This is a genomic window from Vibrio navarrensis (genome assembly GCF_015767675.1).
Lineage (GTDB): Bacteria > Pseudomonadota > Gammaproteobacteria > Enterobacterales > Vibrionaceae > Vibrio.
Window position 1 is genome coordinate 1,674,577 of sequence record NZ_CP065217.1, and the last position, 24,746, is coordinate 1,699,322.

A 24,746-nucleotide genomic window follows, 5' to 3' on the forward strand; every position below is an offset into this window, starting at 1 on the left:
TTATCCGTATCATACGCACTTCATTTATTTTGATGAATTTAAGATTAGCAGCAGATGACAGAGCAAATTCAAGAGCGTACGAAAGCTCAACAATACAACTTTAATAAGCTTCAAAAGCGCATTCGTCGCAATACTGGCCAAGCTATTGCTGACTTTAATATGATCGAAGATGGCGATCGCATTATGGTCTGTTTATCCGGTGGTAAAGACAGCTTTACGATGTTGGATATTCTGCTGAGTTTGCAAAAAAGCGCGCCTGTCTCCTTTTCTCTGGTTGCTGTGAACCTTGATCAAAAGCAGCCGGGGTTTCCTGCACATGTGTTACCTGAGTATCTAGAAAATCTTAGTGTTGAGTACAAGATTGTCGAAGAGGACACCTACTCCATCGTGCAAGACAAAATTCCCGAAGGGAAAACCACGTGTTCTCTGTGCTCTCGTTTGCGCCGTGGCATTTTGTATCGCACAGCGAAAGAGCTCGGCGCAACCAAAATCGCGCTTGGCCATCATCGCGACGATATTCTGGAAACTCTTTTCCTCAATATGTTCTACGGCGGAAAAATTAAAGGAATGCCACCGAAACTGGTCTCTGATAATGGAGAGCACGTTGTTATTCGTCCATTGGCTTATTGCCGTGAAAAAGACATTATTAAATACGCAGATATGGTCGGCTATCCTATCATCCCATGTAATCTGTGTGGCTCTCAGCCAAACCTTCAACGTCAGAACATTAAGATGATGCTTAATGACTGGGACAAACGCTTCCCTGGACGAATTGAAACCATGTTCAGAGCGATGCAAAATGTTGTGCCAAGTCATCTGGCGGACTTTGAACTGTTTGATTTCAAATCAATCAACAAAGACTCAGGTGTTATCAATGGTGGTGATATTGGCTTTGATAAAGAAGATGTGCCAAATGTGGTCGAAGATGAGGACGATGTAGTGCAAGCGTTTGATACTGCACTTAAACTCGATGTGACCAATCTGTCTGTGTAACGTGTTTGGTTTAAAGACACAATGAAAGAGGCTGCCATTTCGGTAGCCTCTTTTTGTTTCTATTGAATTCTATTTTTTTGCCCTAGGCAAGTAAGGCAGTACCCGTGTAGTGGCTTGCGGTAAAAGTACAAATCCCTCTTCACCAATCTCCGTTAGCGCAACTTGTACTTTGCCATTCACAATCGCTTTTTCACCACCGTTAGAAAACGTGACTTTACTATTGAGCCCATTAGCAAATTCCATCGTCACCCCCTCAACTTCGGGAGTAAACCAACTGGAAAACATGCCCCCCAAATCGTCCAAAAGATCCTTCATTTGTGGCATCAAAGGGGCTAGTTGTTGGTAGGTTACTTTCCCTTCAAGCGGCTCTTTCGTCATCACTACCAGTGAATAGTCGCAACGTATATCCTGAGGAGTGTGGACAAAAACCAGTGGGTTGGCGGACTTCAAGTTATTATCCAGTGGTAACAAGAGCTCTTGGGATGGCGGGATAACAAACTCTTCGTAATGCTGTTCCTTTTCCATCCAAGCCTTCTCTATATTACATAGCCGCTTGGTTTGCGGGTTGACAAAGAAGATCCCGACTTTGACATCATCATGTCCTTCTTTGGTGTTGTTTTTCAGTTGCGAGAACAACTTCGAGTAGGTAAACATGTATTCCTGAGCTTGAACGCTAAAGGAAGAAAACAGACTCATCGCACATCCTAGCAGAGCTAGGTTTCTTTTCATCATTACTTGCATCCTGTTTATTGGCTCCAAAACTCGCTGTTGTGACGTATCATCGCTTGCAAATCTTGGACGTAATCCATGCCGCGTTCTGAATAGGCTAATAGCCCATTTGTTAATGTGGTCGCCGTTTCGACACTGAACAGATCTTGCTTTTTGTCCACCAAATTTTGGCGAATATTACGCAGTTCTGTATAAGCTCGGTTGCGGTTTACATTCATAAAATAACGGTGAATGGATTCTTGAGCGGAAGAGAATTTGGCCACCTCGTGAAATGCGCCTTCACTGCGCTGCAAAGGGACAACGCCGCAGCCGCGAGTGTAACACCACTGCCCAAATAGGTTGTTGGCTTCACGGGCAAATCGTGACGTTCCCCATGCTGACTCATTCGCCGCTTGCGTCATGACTAATGACTCAGGAAGCACATTAACGCGTTTCAGCATTTCACCAAGCCAATCACGGGTCAATTGCTCGTCTGTCAACGTGACGTCGTAACGCTTAGCTAGGCGTAATGCCCTCTCTCTTTGCTTTTGCGAGGGTTCAGCAAGATTTAGAGTGAGCAAAAACTCACGGTCTTTGAGAATTTTTTGATTTTCTGCGGCAATCTTAGGGCGTAAATAATCAAAAAATGCCAGTTTCTTTTCTCGAGTATCTGTGATTGAGGCAAAATCTGGCAACGCTTCCGCGGCTCCAGTTGCGTCATCCTGCTGAGCTTCCAGCTCACGACGCTGCTCTTCGTAAAAGAGATAAGGACCGATAGATGAAAAAGCGACAGCCATCGCTATGGCTGTCGCTTTGAGAAAAATGGAAGAAGACGTGTTATTAGGCATTGAACACCTGCGAATGATTGTCATCGTTATGATCGCCAGAATCTTGCACTGTAACGACCTTGAGTCGGATACCGAACATTTCTCGATAGAGAATTCCTTTGAGATGGAAAAAGAACGGCAACACAAAAATCAAACCAATGCCATAGAAAAGGATGGCAACGACAAACAGCAACATCACCAGTAAATAGAGCCCTGAGATGACCAGTATTTTGCGATTTATCGCCCTAAATGATAACAGCAGAGAGCGCATCGGTGGTACGTTCTTCTCACAGATCAGTAAGATAGACAAACTGAATGCCATCGACAAATAGAGCGAAACAAATGGCAGCAGCAGTCCCGCCACGCCCTGTAGCATGAGGCTGAACAGGGTAGAAAGAATGACAGGGACGGTAAATTGCAGTCCTTTGCCAATGTGACGGTTTTTAGTTTTTAGCCCAGCGGCATGGCTCATGGCCATTAAACTAACACCGGCAAAAATCGGCGCGCTCACCACTTCGAAACTAAAATTGGCGATGTAAATAGACGAAAGGATCTGCTCATTGAGCAAATTCGGGTCGAGAATTGCATCAAGCAAAACAGCGGGATCGCCTAATTGCAATTGTAACGCGATGTAAAAAATGGCCAACTGCACTAACAGTAAAGCGATAATGGCGGGGGAAAAGCTGAAAAGATGTCGGATGGTCAACTTCCAAGCTTCTTGAAAAATTGCCCCTGCCTTTAACTCATATTGCCCAGAAAGCGCCCTATCGATGGTGCCACCAAGGTTAAAATCTTTTTCAAATTCGTTATTCATATCTATTCCAAGGTTTACTGCGTACCTTATCTACCTAACTCGCTGATTAGAATTGTCTTCATTATACTGAAATCTACTTTTTGCTAAACTCTGTTTTGTTAGCAGTCCTTGCATTATTTGTTATTTGGCTGATAATTAACCGCTTGAAAAGTATAGGTAGCGGAAGGTTTTTGCTCAGGAATTTTTGCCTTGCAATCAACAGGTTGATTGTGTCACTAAATCCTAAGGGTAGTATGGTAAGAAACATCGTCTTTTGCATGCAAAACTTTTTCTGTTTCCGAATAAGAAAACACTTTGAATTCACAAATTTGGTGATTATGATGCGCCCCTTACATGTGAATAGCTACAGGTCGTACTAGTTAGTTGACAAGACCAATGTGGGAGAAATACAGACGTTGAACGCTAAACAGAACGCAGGACAGCCAGTTATCCGCTTGACTGGCATCAGTAAGAGTTTCGATGGTAAGGAAATCATCGGTAATTTAAATCTGGACGTTAATCATGGTGAGTTTTTGACGATCCTAGGCCCATCAGGTTGTGGTAAAACAACGGTTTTACGCATGATTGCAGGCTTTGAAACTGCAGATAAAGGCCAAATTACGATAGACAATCAGGATGTTACCAATGTTCCTGCGGAACAAAGGCATGTCAACACGGTATTCCAAAGCTATGCGCTGTTTCCTCACATGACGGTGTTCGAAAACGTTGCATTTGGCCTGCGCATGCAAAAAGTTCCTTCCGCTGATATTGAACCTCGCGTGATGGAAGCACTAAAAATGGTACGACTAGAAAGCATGGCGCAGCGCAAGCCTCATCAGCTCTCTGGTGGTCAGCAACAGCGTATCGCTATCGCACGTGCGGTGGTCAACAAACCTAAAGTTCTGTTGCTCGATGAATCTCTCTCTGCCCTTGATTACAAACTGCGCAAGCAGATGCAAATTGAGTTGAAGCAGCTGCAGCGCCAACTAGGTATTACCTTTATCTTTGTTACCCACGATCAAGAAGAAGCCTTGTCGATGTCAGACCGCATCATCGTTATGCGCTCTGGTGTGATTGAGCAAGATGGCTCCCCACGTGAAATTTACGAAGATCCGAAGAATCTGTTCGTTGCGCGTTTCATCGGTGAAATCAACGTGTTCGAAGCGGTTGCGAAAGAGCGTGTTGACGAGAAGCGTATCCGAGCTGAAATCGAAGGGGTGGACTCAGTGGTCTACTTCGATGAACCGATTACGCAAGGTCAAAAGCTGCAAGTATTGCTTCGCCCAGAAGATTTACGCATCGAAGAGATCACGGAATCGGAAGAAAAAGGCATCGTTGGTCACGTGACTGAACGTACCTACAAAGGCATGACACTGGATTCGGTCATTGAAACAGAGTCAGGAATGCGTGTGATGGTAAGCGAGTTCTTTAACGAAGATGATCCAGACGTAGATCATTCTCTAGGACAAAAAGTCGCCATTACTTGGGTAGAAAGCTGGGAAGTGGTGCTAAGTGATGAGCAAGAAATTTAGTCTGCAAAACGCCATCATCACGCTGATTGTTTCATGGTTAGTGCTGTTTGTTCTGATCCCAAACGTGATGATCATCGGAACCAGTTTTCTGACTCGTGATGAAGCCAATCTAATAGAGATGACGTTCACGCTCGATAACTACGCGAGATTGCTCGATCCGTTGTATGCCAAGGTGCTATTGCACTCTTTTTATATGGCGATTGTAGCGACCTTGATCTGTTTGGTTATCGGTTATCCCTTTGCCTATATTGTGGCCAAGATGCCAGCGAAGTGGCGTCCTTTTATGCTGTTTTTGGTGATTGTTCCTTTTTGGACCAACTCACTGATCCGTACTTATGGCTTGAAAATCGTCTTAGGTACGCAAGGCATTCTCAATAACGTCCTACTCACTTTGGACATTATCGATAAACCGCTACGTCTGATGTATACAGAAACTGCTGTGATGATTGGCCTCGTTTACATCTTGCTGCCATTTATGATTTTGCCGCTCTATTCGGCGATCGAGAAGCTGGATTACACCTATATTGAAGCTGCCAAAGATTTGGGTGCCAACAAGCTGCAGACGCTAACTAAGGTCATTTTGCCCCTTACCATGCCAGGTATCATCGGCGGTTGTTTGCTGGTTTTGCTACCCGCTCTTGGCATGTTCTACATTGCCGATTTGCTGGGTGGCGCGAAAAACCTATTGATCGGTAACGTAATTAAGAGCCAAGTGCTCAATGCTCGTGATTGGCCATTTGGCGCAGCAACCAGTATTGCCTTGACCATTGCAATGGCAATTATGCTGTACGCCTACTACCGTGCAGGAAAACTGTTGAATAAGAAAGTGGAGCTGGACTAATGGGACGTACAATTAGATTTAGCTTTATGACCTTGGTGTATGCATTTTTGTATTTGCCAATCATAGTGTTGATTGCCAACTCGTTTAACGAAAACAAGTTCGGTATGAAATGGGGCGGATTTACCACCAAGTGGTATCACGCGCTAATGAATAACGACAGCTTAATGCAAGCCGCTTGGCATTCATTTAATGTGGCGATCTTTTCTGCTACAGCAGCTACTATTATTGGTAGCCTGACAGCCGTTGCTCTTTTCCGTTACCACTTTAAAGGCAAAAAAGCGGTGAACGGAATGTTGTTTGTTGTCATGATGTCACCAGATATCGTGATGGCGATTTCGTTACTCGCGCTGTTTTTGGTTTTGGGCGCTCAACTGGGTTTCTTTACCTTGCTGATTGCCCACATTACGTTCTGTTTGCCGTTTGTTGTGGTGACGGTTTACAGCCGTCTAAATGGTTTCGATGTCAAAATGTTGGAAGCAGCGAAGGATTTAGGGGCAAGTGAGTGGGTGATTTTGAGAAAAATCATTCTACCTCTGGCGAAACCTGCTGTTGCAGCTGGTTGGCTACTGAGCTTTACCTTGTCTCTAGACGACGTAATCATCAGCTCATTTGTTACTGGTCCAACGTATGAGATTTTGCCATTGAAGATTTATTCTATGGTTAAGGTCGGCATTTCACCGGAAGTGAATGCCCTTGCAACAGTTATGTTAGTGGTATCGCTAGCGCTGGTGATCACTTCTCAGCTTATTGCACGAGAGAAAGTGAAATAAGCCAGCCGGTTTCTGCTGCGATTTAAACGCGAAACAGAATGATGCGAATCATTCTGTTTTTCTATCAAAAGCCTTCGGGCAACGTTTGGTTTGGAGCTAACGTCAATGAAAAAATGGGCTACTTTATTAGCTGGTAGTGCATGTGCGCTTTCCTTATTTTCTGCTTCTGCTGCCGCAGATGAGAACAAAGAGCTGGTCTTCATGAACTGGGGACCTTACATCAACAGTGGCATCTTAGAGCAGTTTACTAAGGAAACTGGCATCAAAGTGATTTACTCAACTTATGAGTCAAATGAAACCTTGTATGCAAAGCTAAAGACTCACAATCAAGGCTACGATCTTGTTGTTCCTTCAACCTATTTCGTGTCTAAGATGCGCGATGAAGGCATGCTACAAAAGATCGAAAAATCTAAGCTGAGCAATTTCAAAAACCTCGATAGCAACTATCTCAATAAGCCTTACGATCCAAACAACGACTACTCGATTCCTCACGTTGTGGCGATCACAGGTCTTGCGGTCAATACCGATATGTATGATCCGAATGATTTCCAAAGCTGGGCAGATCTGTGGAAACCGGAGTTAAAAGGCCAACTGATGCTGATGGACGATACACGTGAAGTGTTCCACATCGCACTGCGCAAACTGGGTTACTCAGGTAACACCACCGATGAAAAGCAGATCGACGAAGCGTATGCCGAGCTGCAAAAACTGATGCCAAACGTACTGGTCTTTAACTCAGATAACCCAGGCGCACCATACATGTCTGGTGAGGTTGGCCTTGGCATGCTTTGGAATGGCAGTGCCGCAGCCGCGCAGAAAGAAGGTCTACCACTCAAGCTGGTTTTCCCTAAAGAAGGCGGTATCGGCTGGGTAGATAACTTTGCAATCAGCTCTGGCGCGAAAAACGTCGAAGCGGCGCATAAGATGATTGATTTCCTACTGCGCCCAGAAATTGCAGAGCAGATCTCTAACGACACTGGCTATCTCACGGCTGTGAAAGCATCTAATGAGAAGTTTAAAGATATTGCTCCACTCTTCCCATCTCAAGAAGATCTGGATCGCGTTGAGTGGCAAGCTGCGGTTGGTGATAAGACCGTGAAATATGAAGAATACTTTATGAAACTGAAAGCCAGTCAGTAAAACGACACATGGTTTCATTGCTAATCACTTAGGCAGCCAAAAGCTGCCTATTTTTTTTTATTGCTGATATAATCCCGACCTATTCGCGTCTAATTCGTGAATTTCAGCCTATTTTTTACAACCATTTGCCCTTTAGGGCACGCTAACATGAGCGGAACAGTAATGAAAAAAGCACTGTATACCGGCGCATTGTGTGCTGCTACTTTCTTGCCTACCCCTTCCTTTGCCGCAGATCAGGAACTCTATTTCTATAACTGGTCTGAATACATCCCAAGTGAAGTGCTGGAAGATTTTACTAAAGAAACGGGTATCAAAGTCATCTATTCGACATACGAATCCAATGAGAGTATGTACGCAAAACTGAAGACTCAGGGTGGTGGTTACGATTTGGTGGTCCCTTCAACCTACTTTGTCTCCAAAATGCGCAAAGAGGGTATGTTACAGAAAGTCGATAAAACCAAACTCTCCCACTTCGCTGAACTCGATAGCAACTATTTAGATAAGCCTTTTGACCCGGGTAACGACTACTCCATTCCTTACATTTGGGGGGCGACGGGCATTGGTATCAATGTGGATATGCTTTCCAAAAATTCGGTGAAAAATTGGGGCGATCTTTGGGATACTCAATGGGAAGGTCAACTGATGTTAATGGACGATGCTCGTGAGGTCTTCCACATCGCGCTCTCTAAACTGGGTTATTCACCGAATACCACGGATGCGAAAGAGATTCACGCTGCTTTTGAGGAATTAAAGAAACTCATTCCTAACGTGCTGGTCTTCAACTCAGATTTTCCAGCAAACCCCTATTTAGCTGGTGAAGTGTCTTTGGGCATGTTGTGGAACGGCTCTGCTTACATGGCTCGCCAAGAAGGCGCCAAGATTGAGATCATCTGGCCGGAAAAAGGGGCTATTTTTTGGATGGACAGCCTAGCCATTCCAGCCCAAGCAAAGAATGTTGATGCCGCTCATAAAATGATCGATTTCCTTTTGCGCCCTGAAAACGCGGCGAAAATTGCGATGGAAATTGGTTATCCGACGCCTGTGAAAAGCGCTTACCCTCTGCTACCTAAAGCGTTTGCTAACGATCCGAACATTTTCCCACCACAATCTGTGATGGATAATGGGGTATGGCAAGATGAAGTTGCTGAAGCCAGCGTTTTGTACGATGAGTACTTCCAAAAGTTGAAAGTGGATAACTAATCCACATCTCCAAGAAAAAGCGACGTAGTGCCGCTTTTTCTTGGCTGTTCTCTCTCAACTGGCAACTTGAGAATCGATATGGGCTAACAGCTCTTCCACCAAGCGTGGAACTTCAACGCTCGCCTTACCATAACGTTTTTCGGCAAACTCACTCTCCAGTGCACTCGGCTCAAGGTTGATTTCTATGGTATGCGCACCATGCATTTTCGCATCATGTACAAATCCAGCCGCGGGATAAACCACCCCCGAAGTACCGATAGAAACAAACAGGTCGGCCTCTTCGAGTGCGGCATAGATATCCCCCATTCTGAGCGGCATTTCACCAAACCAGACAATGTGTGGCCTCATTTGAGCTGGCATTTGACAGCAATGGCATAAATCTCCTGTAAGAATGTCTCCACTCTGTTCAATAACCTGATTCGAGACACTGCAACGACTTTTGAGTAGCTCACCGTGCATATGGATGATATTTTTGCTTCCGCCACGTTCGTGCAGATTATCAATGTTCTGAGTAATGATAGTAACCTTGCCATCTAACTCTTGTTCCAAACGTCCCAATGCATTATGCGCTGCATTGGGTTCAATATTCTCGCCTTGCAGTTTACGTCGGCGCTGGTTATAGAACTCTTGGACTAGATCTGGATTTTTAGCAAAGCCCTCTGGGGTTGCGACATCTTCAATGCGGTGGTTTTCCCAAAGGCCATCTTGTGCTCTAAAAGTCTGAATGCCTGACTCAGCAGAGATTCCTGCACCCGTTAATACAACAATATTTTGGTATGGGAAATTCATGTTACATCCTTGCTTCTCGAAGTGGTGATAGTCGCGCGAAGATGAACGAGAGAAAAACTCAGACACTACACACGCTGTCTTTTGTTAATAGAGTAGCACTGCAGAAATAACAACAATAGTGATGAGGGTTAGACGATGGTCGCAATTGTGAGCGTTAAGAGGCAATAATGTGAACTGATACCAAAAGGGGCCGACAATGCGGCCCCTTTCTCACTCTTCCACCGAGTTTATTATTCCATGTTAGTGGCAGAAATCTTGTGAATAGCCAAATCGGCGCCGTTAAACTCATCTTCTTCTGAAAGACGTAGCCCACTGGCTTTGTGGATTGCACCATAAACAAGCACAGCACCGATCAGCGCCACACTAATGCCCAGCAGCGTACCGAGAATTTGCACGCTCAAACTCACCCCGCCCAAACCGCCTAAAGCGCTTTGACCAAAAATGCCAGCCGCAATACCACCCCAGGCTCCACAAAGGCCATGCAGCGGCCACACCCCAAGTACGTCGTCAATTTTTGTTTTGTTCTGTAAGTAAGTGAAGAGGTAAACAAACAATACGCCTGCAATCAAGCCAGTAACGAGCGCACCAATCGGGTGCATGAGATCAGACCCCGCACACACCGCCACCAGCCCAGCTAATGGGCCGTTATGGATAAAGCCAGGGTCATTCTTACCAGCGATAAGCGCCGCAACAATACCACCAGCCATCGCCATGAGAGAGTTCATTGCGACTAAGCCACTGATGCCGTTTAGGGTTTGGGCCGACATAACGTTGAAACCAAACCAGCCAACACAGAGGATCCATGCGCCCAACGCAAGAAATGGAATGTTTGATGGAGCAAAGTTAGTGTGCTTTCCAGCACGTACGCGCCCTTTTCGCATGCCAAGGAACAAGACCGCAACCAGCGCAATCCAACCACCAACGCCATGCACTACCACAGAGCCTGCGAAGTCGTGAAATCCTACGCCAAATTGACTTTCAAACCAGGCTTGAACGCCAAAATTGCCGTTCCAGATGATGCCTTCAAACAGCGGGTAAACCAAACCGACGGTAAAGAAGGTCGCAATCAGTACTGGATAGAATCGAGCTCGCTCGGCGATACCACCAGAAACAATCGCCGGAATTGCCGCAGCAAAAGTCAGCAAAAAGAAGAACTTGACCAATTCATATCCGTTACCTTGTGACAAGGTACTGGCATCGGCTAGGAAGGTGCCGCCATAAGCCACCCAATAGCCAATAAAAAAATAAGCAATCGCAGAGATACCGAAATCGGCGATGATCTTGACTAACGCGTTCACTTGGTTTTTTTGTCGTACTGTCCCCACTTCAAGAAAGGCAAAACCGGCATGCATCAAAAACACCATGATCGCTCCAAGAAGGAGGAACAGTGTGTCGGAGCTTTGGGTCAGGGTTTGAACGGCTCCTTGAACCTGACTGGCGGTAACACTCATTGTTAGAACTCTCCGTTTATGTAGTGCACTTATCCTGTGCATCAGAAAACTTTATCATCACCATGATGGTGAGAAAATCAATTGAGCGCTACATACAGCAAAGAACGTTCCAACTATTGGTTAATCTATTAATAAAATCCATCCATATGAAAATTATCAATATTTCTTCTATTTAAATACAACAAATGAAATGAGGGAGAGAGATTTTGCACTCAATTGGTTCGAATGCACCAAAAACAAGCGCACCCATTACGTGCAATAAGGCAGTGGATAGAATCAAGAGTAAGAAGCCCCTCGTTTATACGAGGGGATTTTCCTAGTGGGGTAACCGGTGTCGCTTAGTCGACACCGCGAGATTTGAGGAACTCTGCGTAAGTACCTTTGAAATCGGTGATCTTGCCATTACGGATCTCGATAATCCGAGTGGCTAGAGAGTCAACAAAAACGCGGTCATGTGATACGAAGAACAGCGTACCCTTATATTGCTCAAGCGCATTGTTGAGTGATTCGATCGATTCCATGTCCATGTGATTGGTTGGTTCGTCCATCAGCAGCATGTTAGGTTTGTGCATCATGATCTTACCGAGAAGCATACGCCCCTGCTCTCCACCGGAAAGCACTTTCACGGATTTCTTAATGTCGTCTTGGCCAAACAGCATGCGACCAAGGAAGCTACGTACCACTTGTTCGTCGTCGCCTTCCTGACGCCATTGCCCCATCCACTCCATTAGATTCATGTCTTCAGCAAAATCGTGCGCGTGGTCTTGCGCGTAGTAACCAATGTTTGAGTTTTCAGACCACTTGTAGCTGCCTGTGCGAGGCTCTAGCACGCCAGCAAGGGTGCTGAGTAAGGTTGTTTTACCGACACCGTTTTCACCGATAATGGCAACACGCTCACCCACCTCAAAAATGGCATTGAAGCCCGCGAAAAGGTCTTGATCAAAACCTTGGCTGAGGTTCTCAACTTCCAGCGCGTTACGGAAAAGCTCTTTCGATTGTTCGAAGCGAATGAATGGGTTTTGACGACTTGAAGCCTTCACTTCATCCAGTTTGATCTTATCAATTTGTTTAGCGCGAGAAGTCGCCTGCTTCGCTTTTGATGCGTTGGCCGAGAAGCGAGCAACGAAGGTTTGTAGCTCGGCAATTTGCGCTTTCTTCTTAGCATTATCGGCTAATAGACGCTCACGTACCTGAGTTGCAGCGGTCATGTATTCATCGTAGTTGCCTGGGTACACACGAAGCTCACCATAGTCCAAATCCGCCATGTGGGTACATACCGAGTTCAGGAAGTGTCGGTCATGCGAAATGATGATCATGGTGCAGTTGCGCTCGTTGAGCGTATCTTCTAGCCAACGGATGGTATCAATGTCCAAGTTGTTGGTCGGCTCGTCCAATAGCATGATATCTGGATCAGCAAACAGCACTTGCGCCAAAAGAACACGCAGTTTCCAGCCTGGTGCAACTTCGCTCATTAAACCAAAGTGCTGCTCCAGCGGAATGCCCACAGCCAAGAGCAGCTCACCCGCTTTCGCTTCGGCCATGTAGCCGTCCATCTCTGCGAACTCAACCTCAAGATCGGCCACTTTCATCCCATCTTCTTCACTCATTTCTGGCAACGAGTAAATACGGTCACGTTCTTGTTTTACTTTCCAAAGATCTTTATGCCCCATGATCACGGTATCGATGACCGTAAACTCCTCATAAGCAAATTGGTTCTGGTTCAGTTTGGCAACTCGTTCGTTCGGATCGTAGCTCACGTTTCCGGCACTAGGTTCCAGTTCACCGCTTAGGATTTTCATAAAGGTTGACTTACCACAACCATTTGCGCCGATTAAACCATAGCGGTTGCCCTCGCCAAATTTAACCGAGATGTTTTCAAACAGAGGCTTGGCGCCAAATTGTTGAGTGATGTTTGCTGTAGAAATCAAAACCTGTACCTTTTGTGTCCAGTATCAAATAAAAAAACTGCGCAACGTTACTTGTTCAACGAGCCGACTGCAAGCATTGATTGCGCTGTGTAGCAAAGAAAGTGCTTAAGTTTAACAGCTTTGTTAGGCAAGCGGGTGATTGATGTGTTTCTTTCGTTAGTTGGTGTCTTGCTTGGGGAAATCGCCGGGGATTTCTGCTAGAGTCTGCAGCAATTTTGAAGTGGTTAGACCCAGTTTCAATCAAAGAGAACCGATATGCTGCAACCAACACAGACCACTTGGGTAATTCTTGCCGGAGGGCAAGCCACCCGTATGGGAGGCGATGATAAAGGGTTTATTGAGCTTAACCACAAACCGCTGATCCAACATGTTATCGAGCGCCTTGCAACGCAAACCGATCGTATTTTTATCAACGCCAATCGTAACCAATCGCGCTACCAAGCGTTCGCTCCGGTATTTGCGGATCATATTGAAGGATTCCAAGGGCCTCTTGGAGGCATGCATGCCGCGCTCAATCATATAGAAACAGATTGGGTTGGCTTTGTTCCCTGTGACAGCCCAAATATCAGTCTCGACTTGGTTGAGCGTTTCTGTAGGTCGGTCGACGAATCCAGCGATATTTGGGTCGCCCACAATGGGCAGCAGCCACAACCTGTCTTTGCACTTTGTCACAAACGTGCCCTGCCCGCTTTGACGGCATTTTTACAGCGTGGCGAGCGCAAAATGGGGTTGTTTTTTTCACAGCACCATGCACGTTATGTGGATTTCAGTGATTCGCCACAATGTTTTGTGAATCTGAATACGCCACAAGAATTAGCCCAGTTTGGAAAAATCTGTTCATGATACATAAATCATCTATCCCTTTACTCGGTTTCGCAGCGTATTCCGGTACTGGAAAAACCACTATGCTTGAAGCACTACTGCCAAAACTTACTGAAGCGGGCTTAAGAGTGGGTGTATTAAAACACGCCCACCATGATTTTGATGTCGATAAGCCCGGCAAAGACAGTTACCGTCTGCGCAAAGCAGGTGCGTTGCAAATGCTGATCGCCTCACACAAGCGCTTTGCTTTAATGACAGAAACGCCGCAAGCTGAAGCTGAATTTGACTATCTGCTTAGCCGTTTTGATCACAGCAAACTGGATTTATTACTGGTCGAGGGCTGCAAAAATATCGCCTTTAATAAGATTGAGTTGCACCGCGAGGAAGTCGGTAAACCGTGGTTGTATCCGCACGATGAAAACATCATCGCGATTGCATCTGATGCCAATCACTTAGAGACGACCTTGCCGCAAATGAACCTCAATGACCTCGACTCTATTGCCGAGTTTGTTCTTCGCTACGCGCGAGAACAATTTCACTCTAAAGAGCACTCAACAATAGATAACGTATCGCAAGATATGTTGACGCAAGAGAGCGGCATTGAGCGTATCCTTTCTCATCTAAAGCCGCTCGCTGAGAGCGAAACGGTGCCCCTCGCTGATGCCTACGGACGCGTATTGGCTTTGCATATATCTTACAATGGTGACGTTGTCACGGATGGCGGTGCGCTACTGACGCAAACACATCTCTCTTCCCTATCTGCTTTAGGGATCAAGCGCTGTCAGGTCATACGAAAACCACGTGTCGCACTACTGTCGCTAGACGGTAACGATTCTCAAGTTTGCCATGCTGTTTTACTTGGCATGCTGCATACGCTCGGTTGTGAGGTAACCGCGCAAGTTGTTGGTGCTGAGCAAAGTCAACAACGAGTACAATTACTTGAAGAGGCGCTAAACCTGAATGAGGTTATCCTCCTCAACGGGAGCGCTAAGAGTTGTCAAGGCATAGTACTTAATTCTATTCCAGAGATTAATGGCAACGGTTTCTCTTTGCAATTCGTTGAGCAAAAACCGCTTTTCTTGATGGATACATCACTCGAAGGTTTGCAAGGTTATTTTCTTTCAACCGTTGCACCTATGCTGCGTAAACTTCGTGGCGAGCGAGGCCATCTGGTTACCGGGCAAAAAGCGCGATTAACCCAAGGAATTGAGGGCATTCTGGGAGAGCGCGAATTTTGCTATGGCTCTTTGACGGTGGATAACATGGGAAGCAATCAGGTGACACCGGTGATGCACTCGTTTGAGAGTCTGGCCTCTTGGTTAACGATACAGAGTAAAGAGAATATCAACTGTCTGATCGTCGTCCCCGCTGCTGTGGATACGCTGAAAGCCGGAGAATGCGTGACAATCTATCCACTTCAAGGCAAAATCTAGCCAATTTAAATCAAGGCCAACTCGTTGGCCTTTTTCATTGCGAGAGAAACTGATGGTTCGCACTCTAATTTACATCTACAAAGGCGTTGAGAAAACGCTGCCTTTTTCTTACGAAAAGCATCGCAATATTCACGAAGCGGTTGCTGAAGCGGAAGGCATTGATATCTCAGCATACTTGAAAATGGAGCAGCAGCTCGAAGCGATTTCGGACACCAAGTCGGTGCGCAATTATCGCGATAATCACTTCAAGAAGTTGGGATTTGAGTTGATTACGCTCAAGCAGAAAGATAACTTGGGCGTAGGCAAAAAGAAGCGCGACTGAACATAAAACAAAGGCTTGCATCTGCAAGCCTTTATTAAATTTATCCTTTGATATTTAAGAAGGCTGCGCCACGAACACCGCCTGAATCACCATGTTTTGCTTTGATGATCTTCGGACATTTCGCCACAGACAACAAATACTTAGGCACGCGTTTTGGCATCTCATCGTAAATGAGATCAAAGTTAGACAGACCGCCCCCCAGCGCAACCACGTGTGGATCGTTTGCGGTAAAGATATTGGCAAAGCAGATCGCCAGCAACTCCATAAAGCGCTCAACATGTTCTGCGGCTTTCTCATCGCCTGCGGCGTTTGCTTGAATAATGTCGATGGCTTTTTTCTCTTCACCATAATAGTGGGCGTAAAGCAGCTCAAAGCCACGACCTGAAAGATAGCTATCAAGACAGCCTTTTTTGCCGCAGCCGCAACCCAACAATGGTGCTTTTTCTCCAAGTTGGAACCATGCATCAATCGGCAAGCGCATGTGGCCCAGTTCACCTGCCACGTTGTTACGGCCAGAGAACACTTTGCCGTCGTAGATCAAACCACCGCCAAAACCTGTACCGAGAATAAGCCCCATCACCGATGGCGAATCTTGTAACTCTTCATCCCACGCTTCAGAAAGAGCAAAACAGTTGGCATCGTTTTCAATTTTTACGCTACGACCAATACGCGCCTCTAAATCAGCACGCAGTGGTTTGCCTTTTGCTGCGGGGACATTCACCGTCAGAACCGTTGCATCATCAGCATCTTCCATCCCCGGCAGACCTAAACCGATTTTACCTTCGCAGCCAAACTGCGCATCGTACTTTTCAACTAGACCGACGATGGTGTCAATCAGCAGTGAGTAATCGTCGGTAGGCGTAGGGACACGCTCCGTTGCAACGCGCGCTAGTTTTTCATTAAATGCACCAAACTCAATTTTAGTGCCGCCGACATCAAAGCCGTAATACATGGGTTCTCTCCTGAAAAGACCTGTCAGACTCCTAATGTGTTGGAGTCAAAAGATGATAAATATCTGCGCATTATCCACATCTGTACGCCTACAAACCGTGACGCAGGCAGGATTTATCTGCTGATTGATATCGTTTGCGCAACTACTCAGCAGCGCAGCAGTATAACTTAGAGTGATGTCTCGCTTTTAAAGCGGCGAAGGTATGCAGATCGATATGGCCTACTCTCATCCGGTTTTGCGCGACTTTTGCTAAGCAGGTAACTTTCGCGAAAGGCTTCAAACCAACTTTGCAAACACTGGCTGGCATGCGTTTCGCTGGCTTGGCTAAGTACTAATGAAGCCACTTCTGCCGTTGATAGGTGTTGATCATTATCTGAGTGGCGCATTTGATATTGGGACAACTGCTCGGGGTCGATGGAGAGCACAGGCAGATTTTGCAGATAATTGGAGCGACGAAAGATTTTTCTCGCTTCACGCCAGCTGCCATCAATGAAGATCAGAAGCCATTTGCGGTTATCATGCTTGGACGACTCACGTATTAACAGGTTGGAATCCAACTGCTTAAGCAAGCGCTCTGGTTGATCAACATAATCTGCGGGAAAGACAATCACTGGTTGGTAGTCGTCACACTGTAACAAGGCAAGCATTTCATGGTCAGGTTCGGTGCGGTTCCACTGATACACATAGGTTTCTTGTACCACATCGGCAATCAAGCGCCCTGTGTTGCTCGGCTTAAACACCTCATTGTCAGAGACGATCAACATGCACGCGATATTGGTCGGCACATCTGGCTGAATATCGCACAAGCAATGCTCCAAGGAGACTTGGCAATAGCGGCAGCGCACGACATTGCATCCGCGCGCCTGAAATGGCTTGGTTGAGATGGACTGGCGGTACTGGTATAAACGGTGAAAAGCGTGCAATCTCATGATGAACTTGGCTCAGATAAAAGAGAGCTGGATTCTACTGACAAGGCGCGACAAGCTCAACACTGCTCTCAATCGGACAAATTAAAGGAATCCTATGACCGAGCCGAGTTTTAACGACCCCTCCACTCTTCGCTTAGCCATTTTTATTGCTGTTTTGTTGATTTGTGCCGCTTGGGAGCACTACCGACCACGAAAAGCGCTGACCGCCCCTAAAACGGTACGTTGGTTTAACAACCTCACTTTGGTCGCCCTTAACGGCTTACTCATCGCACTTTTACTGCCCCTGACGGCTTTTGAAGCCGCTAATATCGCCCAAGATCAGCAAATGGGCATTTTCCATCAGCTCTCTCTGCCCATATGGGCCAATGTATTGCTTTCTGTCATTGCGCTCGATCTCATCATTTATCTACAGCATCTGTTGTTTCACAGGCTGCCTTGGTTATGGCGTTTACATCGCATGCATCACGCCGACTTAGATATCGATGTCACCACAGGTACTCGCTTCCATCCGATAGAAATTCTTCTGTCTATGATGATCAAAATCGGCAGTGTGTTCGCTTTAGGTGTCTCACCACTGGCGATTGTCGTGTTTGAAATCATTCTTAACGCCAGTGCGATGTTTAATCACAGCAATGCAAAGCTGCCACTTAGGCTTGATGCGGTGATGAGAAAAGTGATTGTGACGCCTGACATGCATCGGGTGCATCATTCAGTGATTGTGCGGGAAATGCATTCCAATTTTGGTTTTTTCCTTTCGCTGTGGGATAGGCTTTTCCGTACCTACATTGCTCAACCGGAACTGGGCCACCAGCAGGTACAAATCGGTGTGCGAGAAATTAGAAAAGCGCGAGAACAATGGTTAGACAAAATGCTGACTCAACCGTGTCGCTATTCGACGAAACGTAAATAGTAACGCGAGTTAAGATGGTGCTGGTTTTAAAGCGCCAATGAAGAAAGCCCAACGCTGTCGTTGGGCTTTCTAAAAATTCGTTAAGCTAGCTGGCTAACTGATATTTATGTAGCATCTCTTGCTGCTGACCTGCAATATCAGCGACTTGCTGTGAGCTCTCCACCATCGATTCCAACTGCTGCCTAGTTTGATCGCCCTGCTCAGAAACATGAGCAATGGCGCGCGAGACTTCCGAGGTGGCTCGCTGCTGCTCTTCTGTCGACAAAGTAATTTGTTCAACGCGCTCGCGAATATGCCCAACTGCGATCTCAATATCGCTGAAGGCGACTTTCACTTCACTGCTTGCTGCTAGTGCTTCGGCCATTCCTTTACGCGATTCTTCCACCGATTGGCGGCTTTTCTCTGCCGCCGATATCAACTCGTTCATCATTTCGCTGATGTTTGACGTTTGTTTGGAGGTATCGCTGGCCAGCTTACGGACTTCATCGGCTACGACAGCAAATCCTCTCCCTTGCTCACCTGCACGGGCCGCTTCAATTGCTGCGTTCAATGCCAGCAAGTTGGTGTTCTCCGCAATACCACTAATCAAATCGACCATTTCGCGAATGGCCTTAACGCGCAAATCCAACTCGCGCATCGCTTCTTCGTTGATGTTCAATGACTGTTCAAGCAGCGCCAAACGATTGAGACTTCCCTCGACCACTCTGACGCCGTGCAGCGTATTTTCTGTCGCCGTTTTGGCATCATCGTAAGAGGCACTAGTTACCGAGGCGATCTCTTTGATAGAGGCTTCCAGTTCAGTGACCGTCGCCACCATCGCCGCTAACGCATCATTTTGCACACTCAAACTTTGGCTAGAATACTCTGCCGCACCGTGACTGATTTCTGCCGTCTGATAGAGCGCCTCACAGTTTCTCGTGACGACCGTGAGCGATTCACCCGTGGAGTTGATCACTTGGTTGAGTTTTCTAGCCACTTCACGCATCTCACGCGGCCCCACTTCCTCGGCCAACTGGGTAAAGTTGTGTTGCGTGAGCTCAGAAAGTCGTTTCATAATATTTTTCAAACCACGATTGACCCATGCACGAAAACCAAGCCATGAAGTGATGACCAGAGCCGCGACAACTAGGCCACTGAGCGTCAGAGTGAGGCTCATATTGCTAATGGTCTGATTCACAATCTGCTCGCCTTGGTGGATCAGTGACGAGGCAGTGGCCGAGATCGCGTTCAATAGCTCGATGGTTTCATTGGATAAATGTGTAGCTTGAGTGATCTGCGTCTGCTGCTCTTGTTGATTTCGAACTCTCTCCATCAACATCGCTAGGACGCCTTGCTCTTTAAAGCCAGCCAACACCATGTCATAAGGCGCGGTCAAGCTAGCAAATTCGGTGACGTCTGGATGCCACTCTTTAAAATCATCATAAGCGAGACGGATCCCGGCGATACGGTTACGCATTTCACGATACTCGCTCTCCGCCTTTTCTGGATCGCTTTGCATCATTAGCATGAGAAACGTGCTCTCCATGGAGCTTGCCCCTGCGCTAAAGCGGTTTGCGGCATCGGTTGACTCAGGATTATCGAGACTCAAAAACGAGCTGATACGATTCATTTCTGGGCCAATAGAGCTGAGACCATAGCGAAAACTGCTAATCGCTTGGTCAATTTTTTGTTGGTTGTCGATCGCTTGTGCTTGTCTCGTCAAGATATCTGAGGTGATCTGGGCTATCGCATCGACATTACTTTGCAACTGCTGCTGCTGTTGCGTGGAAATCACTTGTTCAAAAGCGCTGGTAACTGCCATCACTCGTTCAATATATTGAGACGTTTCTGAAGTTAACTGCTTGATTTTAATGCGAGTTGCTTGCAGTTCACCCGGGGCTTTAAGTGAAGATCCGTAGTTGAGCAGTTTGATCTGTTCAAGAATGTTCTGGGTTAGTTTGGCGTTATTCATCGCAAGTGGTAAAGCTTGGGTCGACAAGGTGCTAAACTGTGTACCTATCTTTTGCACACCGTTGTAACTCGAGATCGAGAGTGCAAAGACGAGGAGAATGATAGAGAGAAACAGCACGCTTATCGCCTGGATCAAAGAAAGAGAAGCGCGTTTAGTTTTAGGCAAATTCATACATTAACCAAAGTATCAAGTCACAAGAATGAGACAAAGTGTGATTTACTACCAAGTTTATGGGTCCTTCGTGACAGTTACATGACAGTAAAAAGACATCCTGATTACATATGAAACAATTTAATTATTTAATTTTGCTAATGATTTTGCTTGTTGGTGGATGCAGCCAGACGAAGATGGCTCACCGCGAGGTTGATAAACTGAACCTTTCAGATCACATTTTTGCCAACAATCCTGAACTGCACTCATTCTATCTTGAATGGCATGGCACACCTTATCAGTTTGGTGGGCATGACAAAGACGGTATTGATTGTTCTGCTTTTGTTCAACATGCCTTTGGCCAAGCCTATCAATTTACTCTGCCCAGAACCACGAGAGAGCAATTCGATGCGAGCCGAAAGATTGAATGGCAGCAGAAGCAGCAGGGGGACTTACTGTTCTTTAAAACCAGCAAATCGGACTATCATGTAGGAATATATTTAGGTGGGTTGCAGTTTATGCATGCATCAACAACGAAGGGAGTAATCATTTCACGGCTTGATAACCCTTATTGGGTGGATAAATTTTGGCAGGTCAGAAGAGTTACTCTCTAACTCTTCTGACCTGGTAGTCTCAATCGTACTTCGCCACAGCACTGTCAAATAGGTTTTTTACCAGTGCAATGTACTCATCAAGAAAATTGATCTGTTCGTTTGTCGCTTTCTTATGCCAAACGCCCGCCAGCACTTCACCCAAATCGTCTGCGACCATATCTGCCTCTTTCAGCAATTTAAAACGGATGCTGGAATGCAGTTCTGGGTTCTGTTCAAAAAGAGCCATGATGTTGGATGCAATCATGTCTGTGATCACATCTTCTATGGTTTCTGTGCCTGTATCGCCAACGTCAGACGCGAATACATCAAGATTCAAGGCAAGGTGCTCTATGAGAGCTAAGTATCCATCGGTTTCAACAACCACTCTTCTTCTCCGTCTGAATGCTTACATCAAGCGTAAGCTTACAACTTTTTTATCTAAGTTAATACTAAGACATGTCTGGGAAATTTCACCAACTTAATCAATTATAAATCGCAGAATTTGATCAAATGGCGTACTTTCCATCAAAAGCGAACAGAGATCACTCTTCGTAAACACAAGTTTGGTTGCGGCCACTCTCTTTTGCCACATAAAGTGCCTTATCCGCGCATTTTAGCCACTCTATGTATCCGGAAAAAGCAGGTTTAAATTCACATACACCTAAGCTGATGGTGTAATTGATCACGAAATCTTCGACTCGGACGATTTCTTGCTCTACTCGTTTGCGTAAACGCTCAGCGAAATAACGCGCTTGATCGGCGCTGGTGTTTGGCAATAGCACGGTAAACTCTTCACCACCATAGCGCCCACACAAGTCACTGCCACGAGCAGTTTTCTTAAGCATATTAGAGGTCTTACGAATCACTTCGTCGCCTGCATGGTGGCCGTAGGTATCATTTACTCGTTTAAAATGATCGATATCGAAAATGACCAGTGAGCTGTGTGTATCGAGAAACTGCATTCGATTAAACTCTTCTTTCATCGACTGTTCCCAGAAGGCTCGATTATACAGCCCTGTTAGTCCATCACGGCGGCTCATTTCTGATAGATGCTGATTGGTCTCTTTGAGGTGAATTTTACTGCGCGCAATTTCGGAAACATCATTAATTTGAATCGCTATGTGTGTCACCTGACCACACAGAGAGCGCAATGGCGTAATGACGATGTCTTGGTACATATAAGTGCTGCCATGTGAGACGGGCGAGAAATTATGGAACTTAAATAGATAAGGGCGGTTTTCCCAGCTAGAGAAAGAGCGCGTCGCCAGTTCAGCAGCGGTATTTACTTTGGTCTCCAACCAAACACGTGGTAACTCATGAAAACATTCAAAGAGATTTCGCCCTAGAATCTTCTGCGACATTACCCCACTGTAGGACTGCATAAAGCTGTTCCAGACACACACTTGAAATGAGCGGTCGATAACAACCAAGCCAGAGTCCATGGTATCGAGAATTTGGGTGACCCAGTGAAAATCGGCAATATCGAGCGTTAAGTCCGAAGTCATAATGTCTCCATAATGTCGTAGATGATAGCAACCGACGGACTATCAATGAGAAACAGCACCTCGCATTCAAAATCCATGGTTTCAGCAAAATAGGTGTACTCAATGGTAAACAGCTCGTCTGATTCTTGTCCGCAATCGACGTCCTGAATCACCATATCGATGATGGCGGGCTGACGAAGTGAGAAGGATTTGTCGAGGTGGTCACCAAGCGAGGTTAAAAAAGAAGAAACCAGTAAGTTGGCAATGTTGAGAATCACCTCGTTGTGGGTGGTAAAGTCTTTGTGGTAACCGAGCTTCTCACCTATTTGGTCAATGTCGTTGCCACGAAGACAAACTAAGGCTTCACCATGAATCCCGCCACCAACAAAACGCTGTGAGACCGCAACCGATCCTTCCCTTTTCACCACATCAACCACCGTCATATAAAGCTCCCCACAGGTGAGTGGTCCGACATTCGGTACTGGTAGCTGAATGAACTCATTAAGATGGTCTGCCATAATCGCCGCCCCTTTCCCCAAAGCAATATTGGCGATCTCTTTAAATTTTAAAAGTGGGGTGGCGAGCGCTTCGGATTTAAGAACGGGCTTAATATGAGGGTTGGTGTAGCGTAGCCCCAGTTGCTGAAACAAAGGTTCTGCTTCTTCATCGCTAAAGGGTTTTTCTACAAAGGCGATGGCTCCCATATTCAGACATCGCTGCTTAGCTTCCCTTTGCACATCGCCCGATACTACCACCACACGGGTTTTGTACTGGCTGACGGGCAAACTGGCTAACAGCTCAAAGCCGTCCATCACTGGCATAGTGAGATCCAAAAACAGCACATCGATATTTTGTTCCATCATGATCTGCAGCGCTTCATAGCCATCTTGCGCTTCGAGAAGATGCACAGAGCTATCGCATACAATTGAACGACTGATTGACTTTCTTGCAACCGCCGAGTCATCGCAAATGAGTATTTTCATACAGACCGTGGAACCAATGTCAAAAAATGAATAATACGTGTCGAACAAAAAATGCTCTAGAGGGAAAAGAGAGAAAAAGCGGGCATATAAGCGACTAAATTCACATTTGAGTTATTTTTTTTCGAAAAATTACCTGATTCTTACTGAAGTTTGTGAAATGGCGACATTTTGTTTCTTCTTCTAGCATACACTTAGGATGAAACCAGCGTAGTCAGATGGGAGGCTTTATGTGGCAAACGATTTCAGAGCAGCTTTCAGACACTTTAATGTTCTCTTACGAGATTGTAGAGAAGGTACCGCTTGATGGCGGTGATATCAGTGACTGCTTTATGATCAGCGATGGTGAACAGCGTTATTTTGTCAAAGTCAACGAGCGTGATTTCCTGCAAAAGTTTGAAAGTGAGGCGGAAAATCTGCGTCAGTTACGAGAAACCTGTACCATTCATCTGCCAGAATTAATTTTGACAGGCGTCTCTAAATCCAACGCTTTCATCATTCTCAATTACCTCCCGACCAAACCACTTGAAGATGCGCAAAGCAGTTATCAATTGGGCCAACAGCTTGCGAGACTGCATTTGTGGGGAGAACAGAAAGAGTATGGTTTCGACCAAGACAACTTCATTGGCGCGGTACTGCAGCCAAACGCTTGGCACAAAAAATGGCACACCTTTTTCGCTGAGCAGCGCATCGGTTGGCAGTTGCAACTTTTACGTGAAAAAGGCGTCAATTTTGGTGTGTTGGATGAGATTGTCGACGTGGTAAAACGTCAGCTCATTAGCCACAACCCTCGCCCTTCCCTATTGCATGGCGATTTATGGCATGGAAATATGGCATTATCTGCCTTTGGCCCAATCTGTTTTGATCCGGCGAGCTATTGGGGAGATCGGGAATGCGATATTGCCATGACGGAGTTATTTGGCGGTTTTCAGCCCGAGTTTTACCAAGGTTATGAAAGCTTAGCCCCGCTCCCATTTGGTTACGCTCAGCGCCGAGAAATTTATAACCTTTACCATCTCCTCAATCATTGCAATCAATTTGGCGGCCACTATCTAGAGCAAGCTCAGAAGGCGGTTGATAATGTCCTCTCCTACTGAGGAAAGGGGATAAATTAAACGCCGATCCAGCAGAGCTAAATCAAGAATGTCATCGTTTTCAGTACAACGATGACATTTTTCGAGTCATATCACTTTAACTTCTGTTCGTTTGTCTATGTATTGAGTTTTTTGTCATGTTTTGCACTTATTT

General features: G+C 45.9%; 23 protein-coding genes and 1 pseudogene. 12 read left to right on the plus strand and 12 right to left on the minus strand.

The window, feature by feature from the left end; all coding sequences use genetic code 11:
• Nucleotides 1–54: 54 nt before the first annotated feature.
• Nucleotides 55–993: a tRNA 2-thiocytidine(32) synthetase TtcA gene (gene ttcA, locus I3X05_RS07670; protein ID WP_045570331.1), complete on the plus strand. Its 939-nt coding sequence runs from the start codon at nucleotides 55–57 to the stop codon at nucleotides 991–993.
• A gap of 69 nt (nucleotides 994–1,062) precedes the next feature.
• Here ttcA and I3X05_RS07675 read toward each other — a convergent pair whose 3' ends face one another.
• The 3 genes from I3X05_RS07675 to I3X05_RS07685 are packed head-to-tail and all read right to left on the minus strand — an operon-like array spanning nucleotide 1,063 to nucleotide 3,342.
• The gene (locus tag I3X05_RS07675) at nucleotides 1,063–1,725 is read right to left on the minus strand and encodes a DUF2987 domain-containing protein (protein ID WP_045570377.1); all 663 of its coding nucleotides are present in this window, start codon (nucleotides 1,723–1,725) and stop codon (nucleotides 1,063–1,065) included.
• Between the two features lie 14 nt (nucleotides 1,726–1,739).
• Nucleotides 1,740–2,549: a glucosaminidase domain-containing protein gene (locus I3X05_RS07680; RefSeq protein ID WP_045570330.1), complete on the minus strand. Its 810-nt coding sequence runs from the start codon at nucleotides 2,547–2,549 to the stop codon at nucleotides 1,740–1,742.
• Nucleotides 2,542–3,342, minus strand: coding sequence for a hypothetical protein (locus tag I3X05_RS07685; RefSeq protein ID WP_045570329.1), 801 nt, complete (start codon nucleotides 3,340–3,342; stop codon nucleotides 2,542–2,544). Before I3X05_RS07685 ends, I3X05_RS07680 begins: the two co-directional genes overlap by 8 nt.
• Nucleotides 3,343–3,719: 377 nt before the next feature.
• Between I3X05_RS07685 and potA the strand changes: the two genes are divergently transcribed.
• The 5 genes from potA to I3X05_RS07710 all read left to right on the plus strand — a co-directional run bounded on the left by potA (nucleotide 3,720) and on the right by I3X05_RS07710 (nucleotide 8,804).
• The gene (gene potA / locus I3X05_RS07690; RefSeq protein ID WP_039436880.1) at nucleotides 3,720–4,853 is read left to right on the plus strand and encodes a spermidine/putrescine ABC transporter ATP-binding protein PotA; all 1,134 of its coding nucleotides are present in this window, start codon (nucleotides 3,720–3,722) and stop codon (nucleotides 4,851–4,853) included.
• Entirely contained in the window at nucleotides 4,837–5,694 is an 858-nt protein-coding gene (gene potB / locus I3X05_RS07695; RefSeq protein WP_193157982.1) for a spermidine/putrescine ABC transporter permease PotB, read from the plus strand. Before potA ends, potB begins: the two co-directional genes overlap by 17 nt.
• Entirely contained in the window at nucleotides 5,694–6,464 is a 771-nt protein-coding gene (potC, locus tag I3X05_RS07700; RefSeq protein ID WP_039426447.1) for a spermidine/putrescine ABC transporter permease PotC, read from the plus strand. Before potB ends, potC begins: the two co-directional genes overlap by 1 nt.
• 105 nt (nucleotides 6,465–6,569) lie before the next feature.
• The gene (locus I3X05_RS07705; RefSeq protein ID WP_045570326.1) at nucleotides 6,570–7,604 is read left to right on the plus strand and encodes an extracellular solute-binding protein; all 1,035 of its coding nucleotides are present in this window, start codon (nucleotides 6,570–6,572) and stop codon (nucleotides 7,602–7,604) included.
• A 162-nt stretch (nucleotides 7,605–7,766) separates the two neighbouring features.
• A complete protein-coding gene (locus I3X05_RS07710; protein WP_193157997.1) occupies nucleotides 7,767–8,804 on the plus strand; it encodes an extracellular solute-binding protein in 1,038 nt (345 codons plus the stop codon).
• Nucleotides 8,805–8,858: 54 nt separating this feature from the next.
• Here the strand turns inward: I3X05_RS07710 and cobB are convergent, their stop codons facing one another.
• From cobB to I3X05_RS07725, 3 genes are all read right to left on the minus strand, one after another.
• Entirely contained in the window at nucleotides 8,859–9,593 is a 735-nt protein-coding gene (gene cobB / locus I3X05_RS07715) for a Sir2 family NAD+-dependent deacetylase (protein WP_045570324.1), read from the minus strand.
• Nucleotides 9,594–9,823: 230 nt separating this feature from the next.
• Nucleotides 9,824–11,044 (minus strand): ammonium transporter, encoded by a 1,221-nt coding sequence (locus I3X05_RS07720; RefSeq protein ID WP_193157983.1) that lies wholly within the window; start codon nucleotides 11,042–11,044, stop codon nucleotides 9,824–9,826.
• A gap of 338 nt (nucleotides 11,045–11,382) precedes the next feature.
• Complete coding sequence (locus I3X05_RS07725; protein ID WP_193157984.1) at nucleotides 11,383–12,972, minus strand: ABC-F family ATPase; 1,590 nt, start codon at nucleotides 12,970–12,972, stop codon at nucleotides 11,383–11,385.
• 255 nt (nucleotides 12,973–13,227) lie between these two features.
• Between I3X05_RS07725 and mobA the strand changes: the two genes are divergently transcribed.
• The 3 genes and pseudogenes from mobA (at nucleotide 13,228) to I3X05_RS07740 (ending at nucleotide 15,549) form a co-directional block, all read left to right on the plus strand.
• Entirely contained in the window at nucleotides 13,228–13,815 is a 588-nt protein-coding gene (gene mobA, locus I3X05_RS07730) for a molybdenum cofactor guanylyltransferase MobA (RefSeq protein WP_193157985.1), read from the plus strand.
• A pseudogene (gene mobB, locus I3X05_RS23720) lies at nucleotides 13,812–14,316 on the plus strand (molybdopterin-guanine dinucleotide biosynthesis protein MobB); the annotation flags it as partial. The gene mobA and the pseudogene mobB, both read left to right, overlap by 4 nt.
• A gap of 963 nt (nucleotides 14,317–15,279) precedes the next feature.
• A complete protein-coding gene (locus tag I3X05_RS07740) occupies nucleotides 15,280–15,549 on the plus strand; it encodes a DUF2960 family protein (RefSeq protein WP_039426466.1) in 270 nt (89 codons plus the stop codon).
• 40 nt (nucleotides 15,550–15,589) lie between these two features.
• Here I3X05_RS07740 and nagK read toward each other — a convergent pair whose 3' ends face one another.
• Entirely contained in the window at nucleotides 15,590–16,501 is a 912-nt protein-coding gene (gene nagK / locus I3X05_RS07745) for an N-acetylglucosamine kinase (protein ID WP_193157987.1), read from the minus strand.
• Between the two features lie 167 nt (nucleotides 16,502–16,668).
• Entirely contained in the window at nucleotides 16,669–17,430 is a 762-nt protein-coding gene (locus I3X05_RS07750; RefSeq protein ID WP_193157988.1) for a tRNA-uridine aminocarboxypropyltransferase, read from the minus strand.
• 94 nt (nucleotides 17,431–17,524) lie between these two features.
• Between I3X05_RS07750 and I3X05_RS07755 the strand changes: the two genes are divergently transcribed.
• Nucleotides 17,525–18,340 (plus strand): sterol desaturase family protein, encoded by an 816-nt coding sequence (locus I3X05_RS07755; protein WP_193166690.1) that lies wholly within the window; start codon nucleotides 17,525–17,527, stop codon nucleotides 18,338–18,340.
• 85 nt (nucleotides 18,341–18,425) lie between these two features.
• On the opposite strand, the gene I3X05_RS07760 is transcribed toward I3X05_RS07755, so the two are convergent.
• Nucleotides 18,426–20,462 carry a methyl-accepting chemotaxis protein gene (locus I3X05_RS07760; protein WP_193157990.1) on the minus strand — a complete coding sequence of 679 codons (2,037 nt, stop codon included), beginning with the start codon at nucleotides 20,460–20,462 and terminating at the stop codon, nucleotides 18,426–18,428.
• A gap of 110 nt (nucleotides 20,463–20,572) precedes the next feature.
• Between I3X05_RS07760 and I3X05_RS07765 the strand changes: the two genes are divergently transcribed.
• Nucleotides 20,573–21,055, plus strand: coding sequence for a C40 family peptidase (locus I3X05_RS07765; protein WP_045570316.1), 483 nt, complete (start codon nucleotides 20,573–20,575; stop codon nucleotides 21,053–21,055).
• A 19-nt stretch (nucleotides 21,056–21,074) separates the two neighbouring features.
• Here the strand turns inward: I3X05_RS07765 and I3X05_RS07770 are convergent, their stop codons facing one another.
• The 3 genes from I3X05_RS07770 to I3X05_RS07780 all read right to left on the minus strand — a co-directional run bounded on the left by I3X05_RS07770 (nucleotide 21,075) and on the right by I3X05_RS07780 (nucleotide 23,501).
• Nucleotides 21,075–21,419, minus strand: coding sequence for a DUF3802 family protein (locus tag I3X05_RS07770; RefSeq protein WP_039436896.1), 345 nt, complete (start codon nucleotides 21,417–21,419; stop codon nucleotides 21,075–21,077).
• A 157-nt stretch (nucleotides 21,420–21,576) separates the two neighbouring features.
• Nucleotides 21,577–22,539: a sensor domain-containing diguanylate cyclase gene (locus I3X05_RS07775; protein WP_045570315.1), complete on the minus strand. Its 963-nt coding sequence runs from the start codon at nucleotides 22,537–22,539 to the stop codon at nucleotides 21,577–21,579.
• Nucleotides 22,536–23,501: a response regulator gene (locus tag I3X05_RS07780; RefSeq protein WP_193157992.1), complete on the minus strand. Its 966-nt coding sequence runs from the start codon at nucleotides 23,499–23,501 to the stop codon at nucleotides 22,536–22,538. The genes I3X05_RS07775 and I3X05_RS07780 overlap by 4 nt, the downstream gene beginning before the upstream one ends.
• Before the next feature lie 227 nt (nucleotides 23,502–23,728).
• Between I3X05_RS07780 and I3X05_RS07785 the strand changes: the two genes are divergently transcribed.
• Nucleotides 23,729–24,595, plus strand: coding sequence for a fructosamine kinase family protein (locus I3X05_RS07785; RefSeq protein ID WP_337971124.1), 867 nt, complete (start codon nucleotides 23,729–23,731; stop codon nucleotides 24,593–24,595).
• The last annotated feature ends 151 nt before the right edge of the window (nucleotides 24,596–24,746 follow it).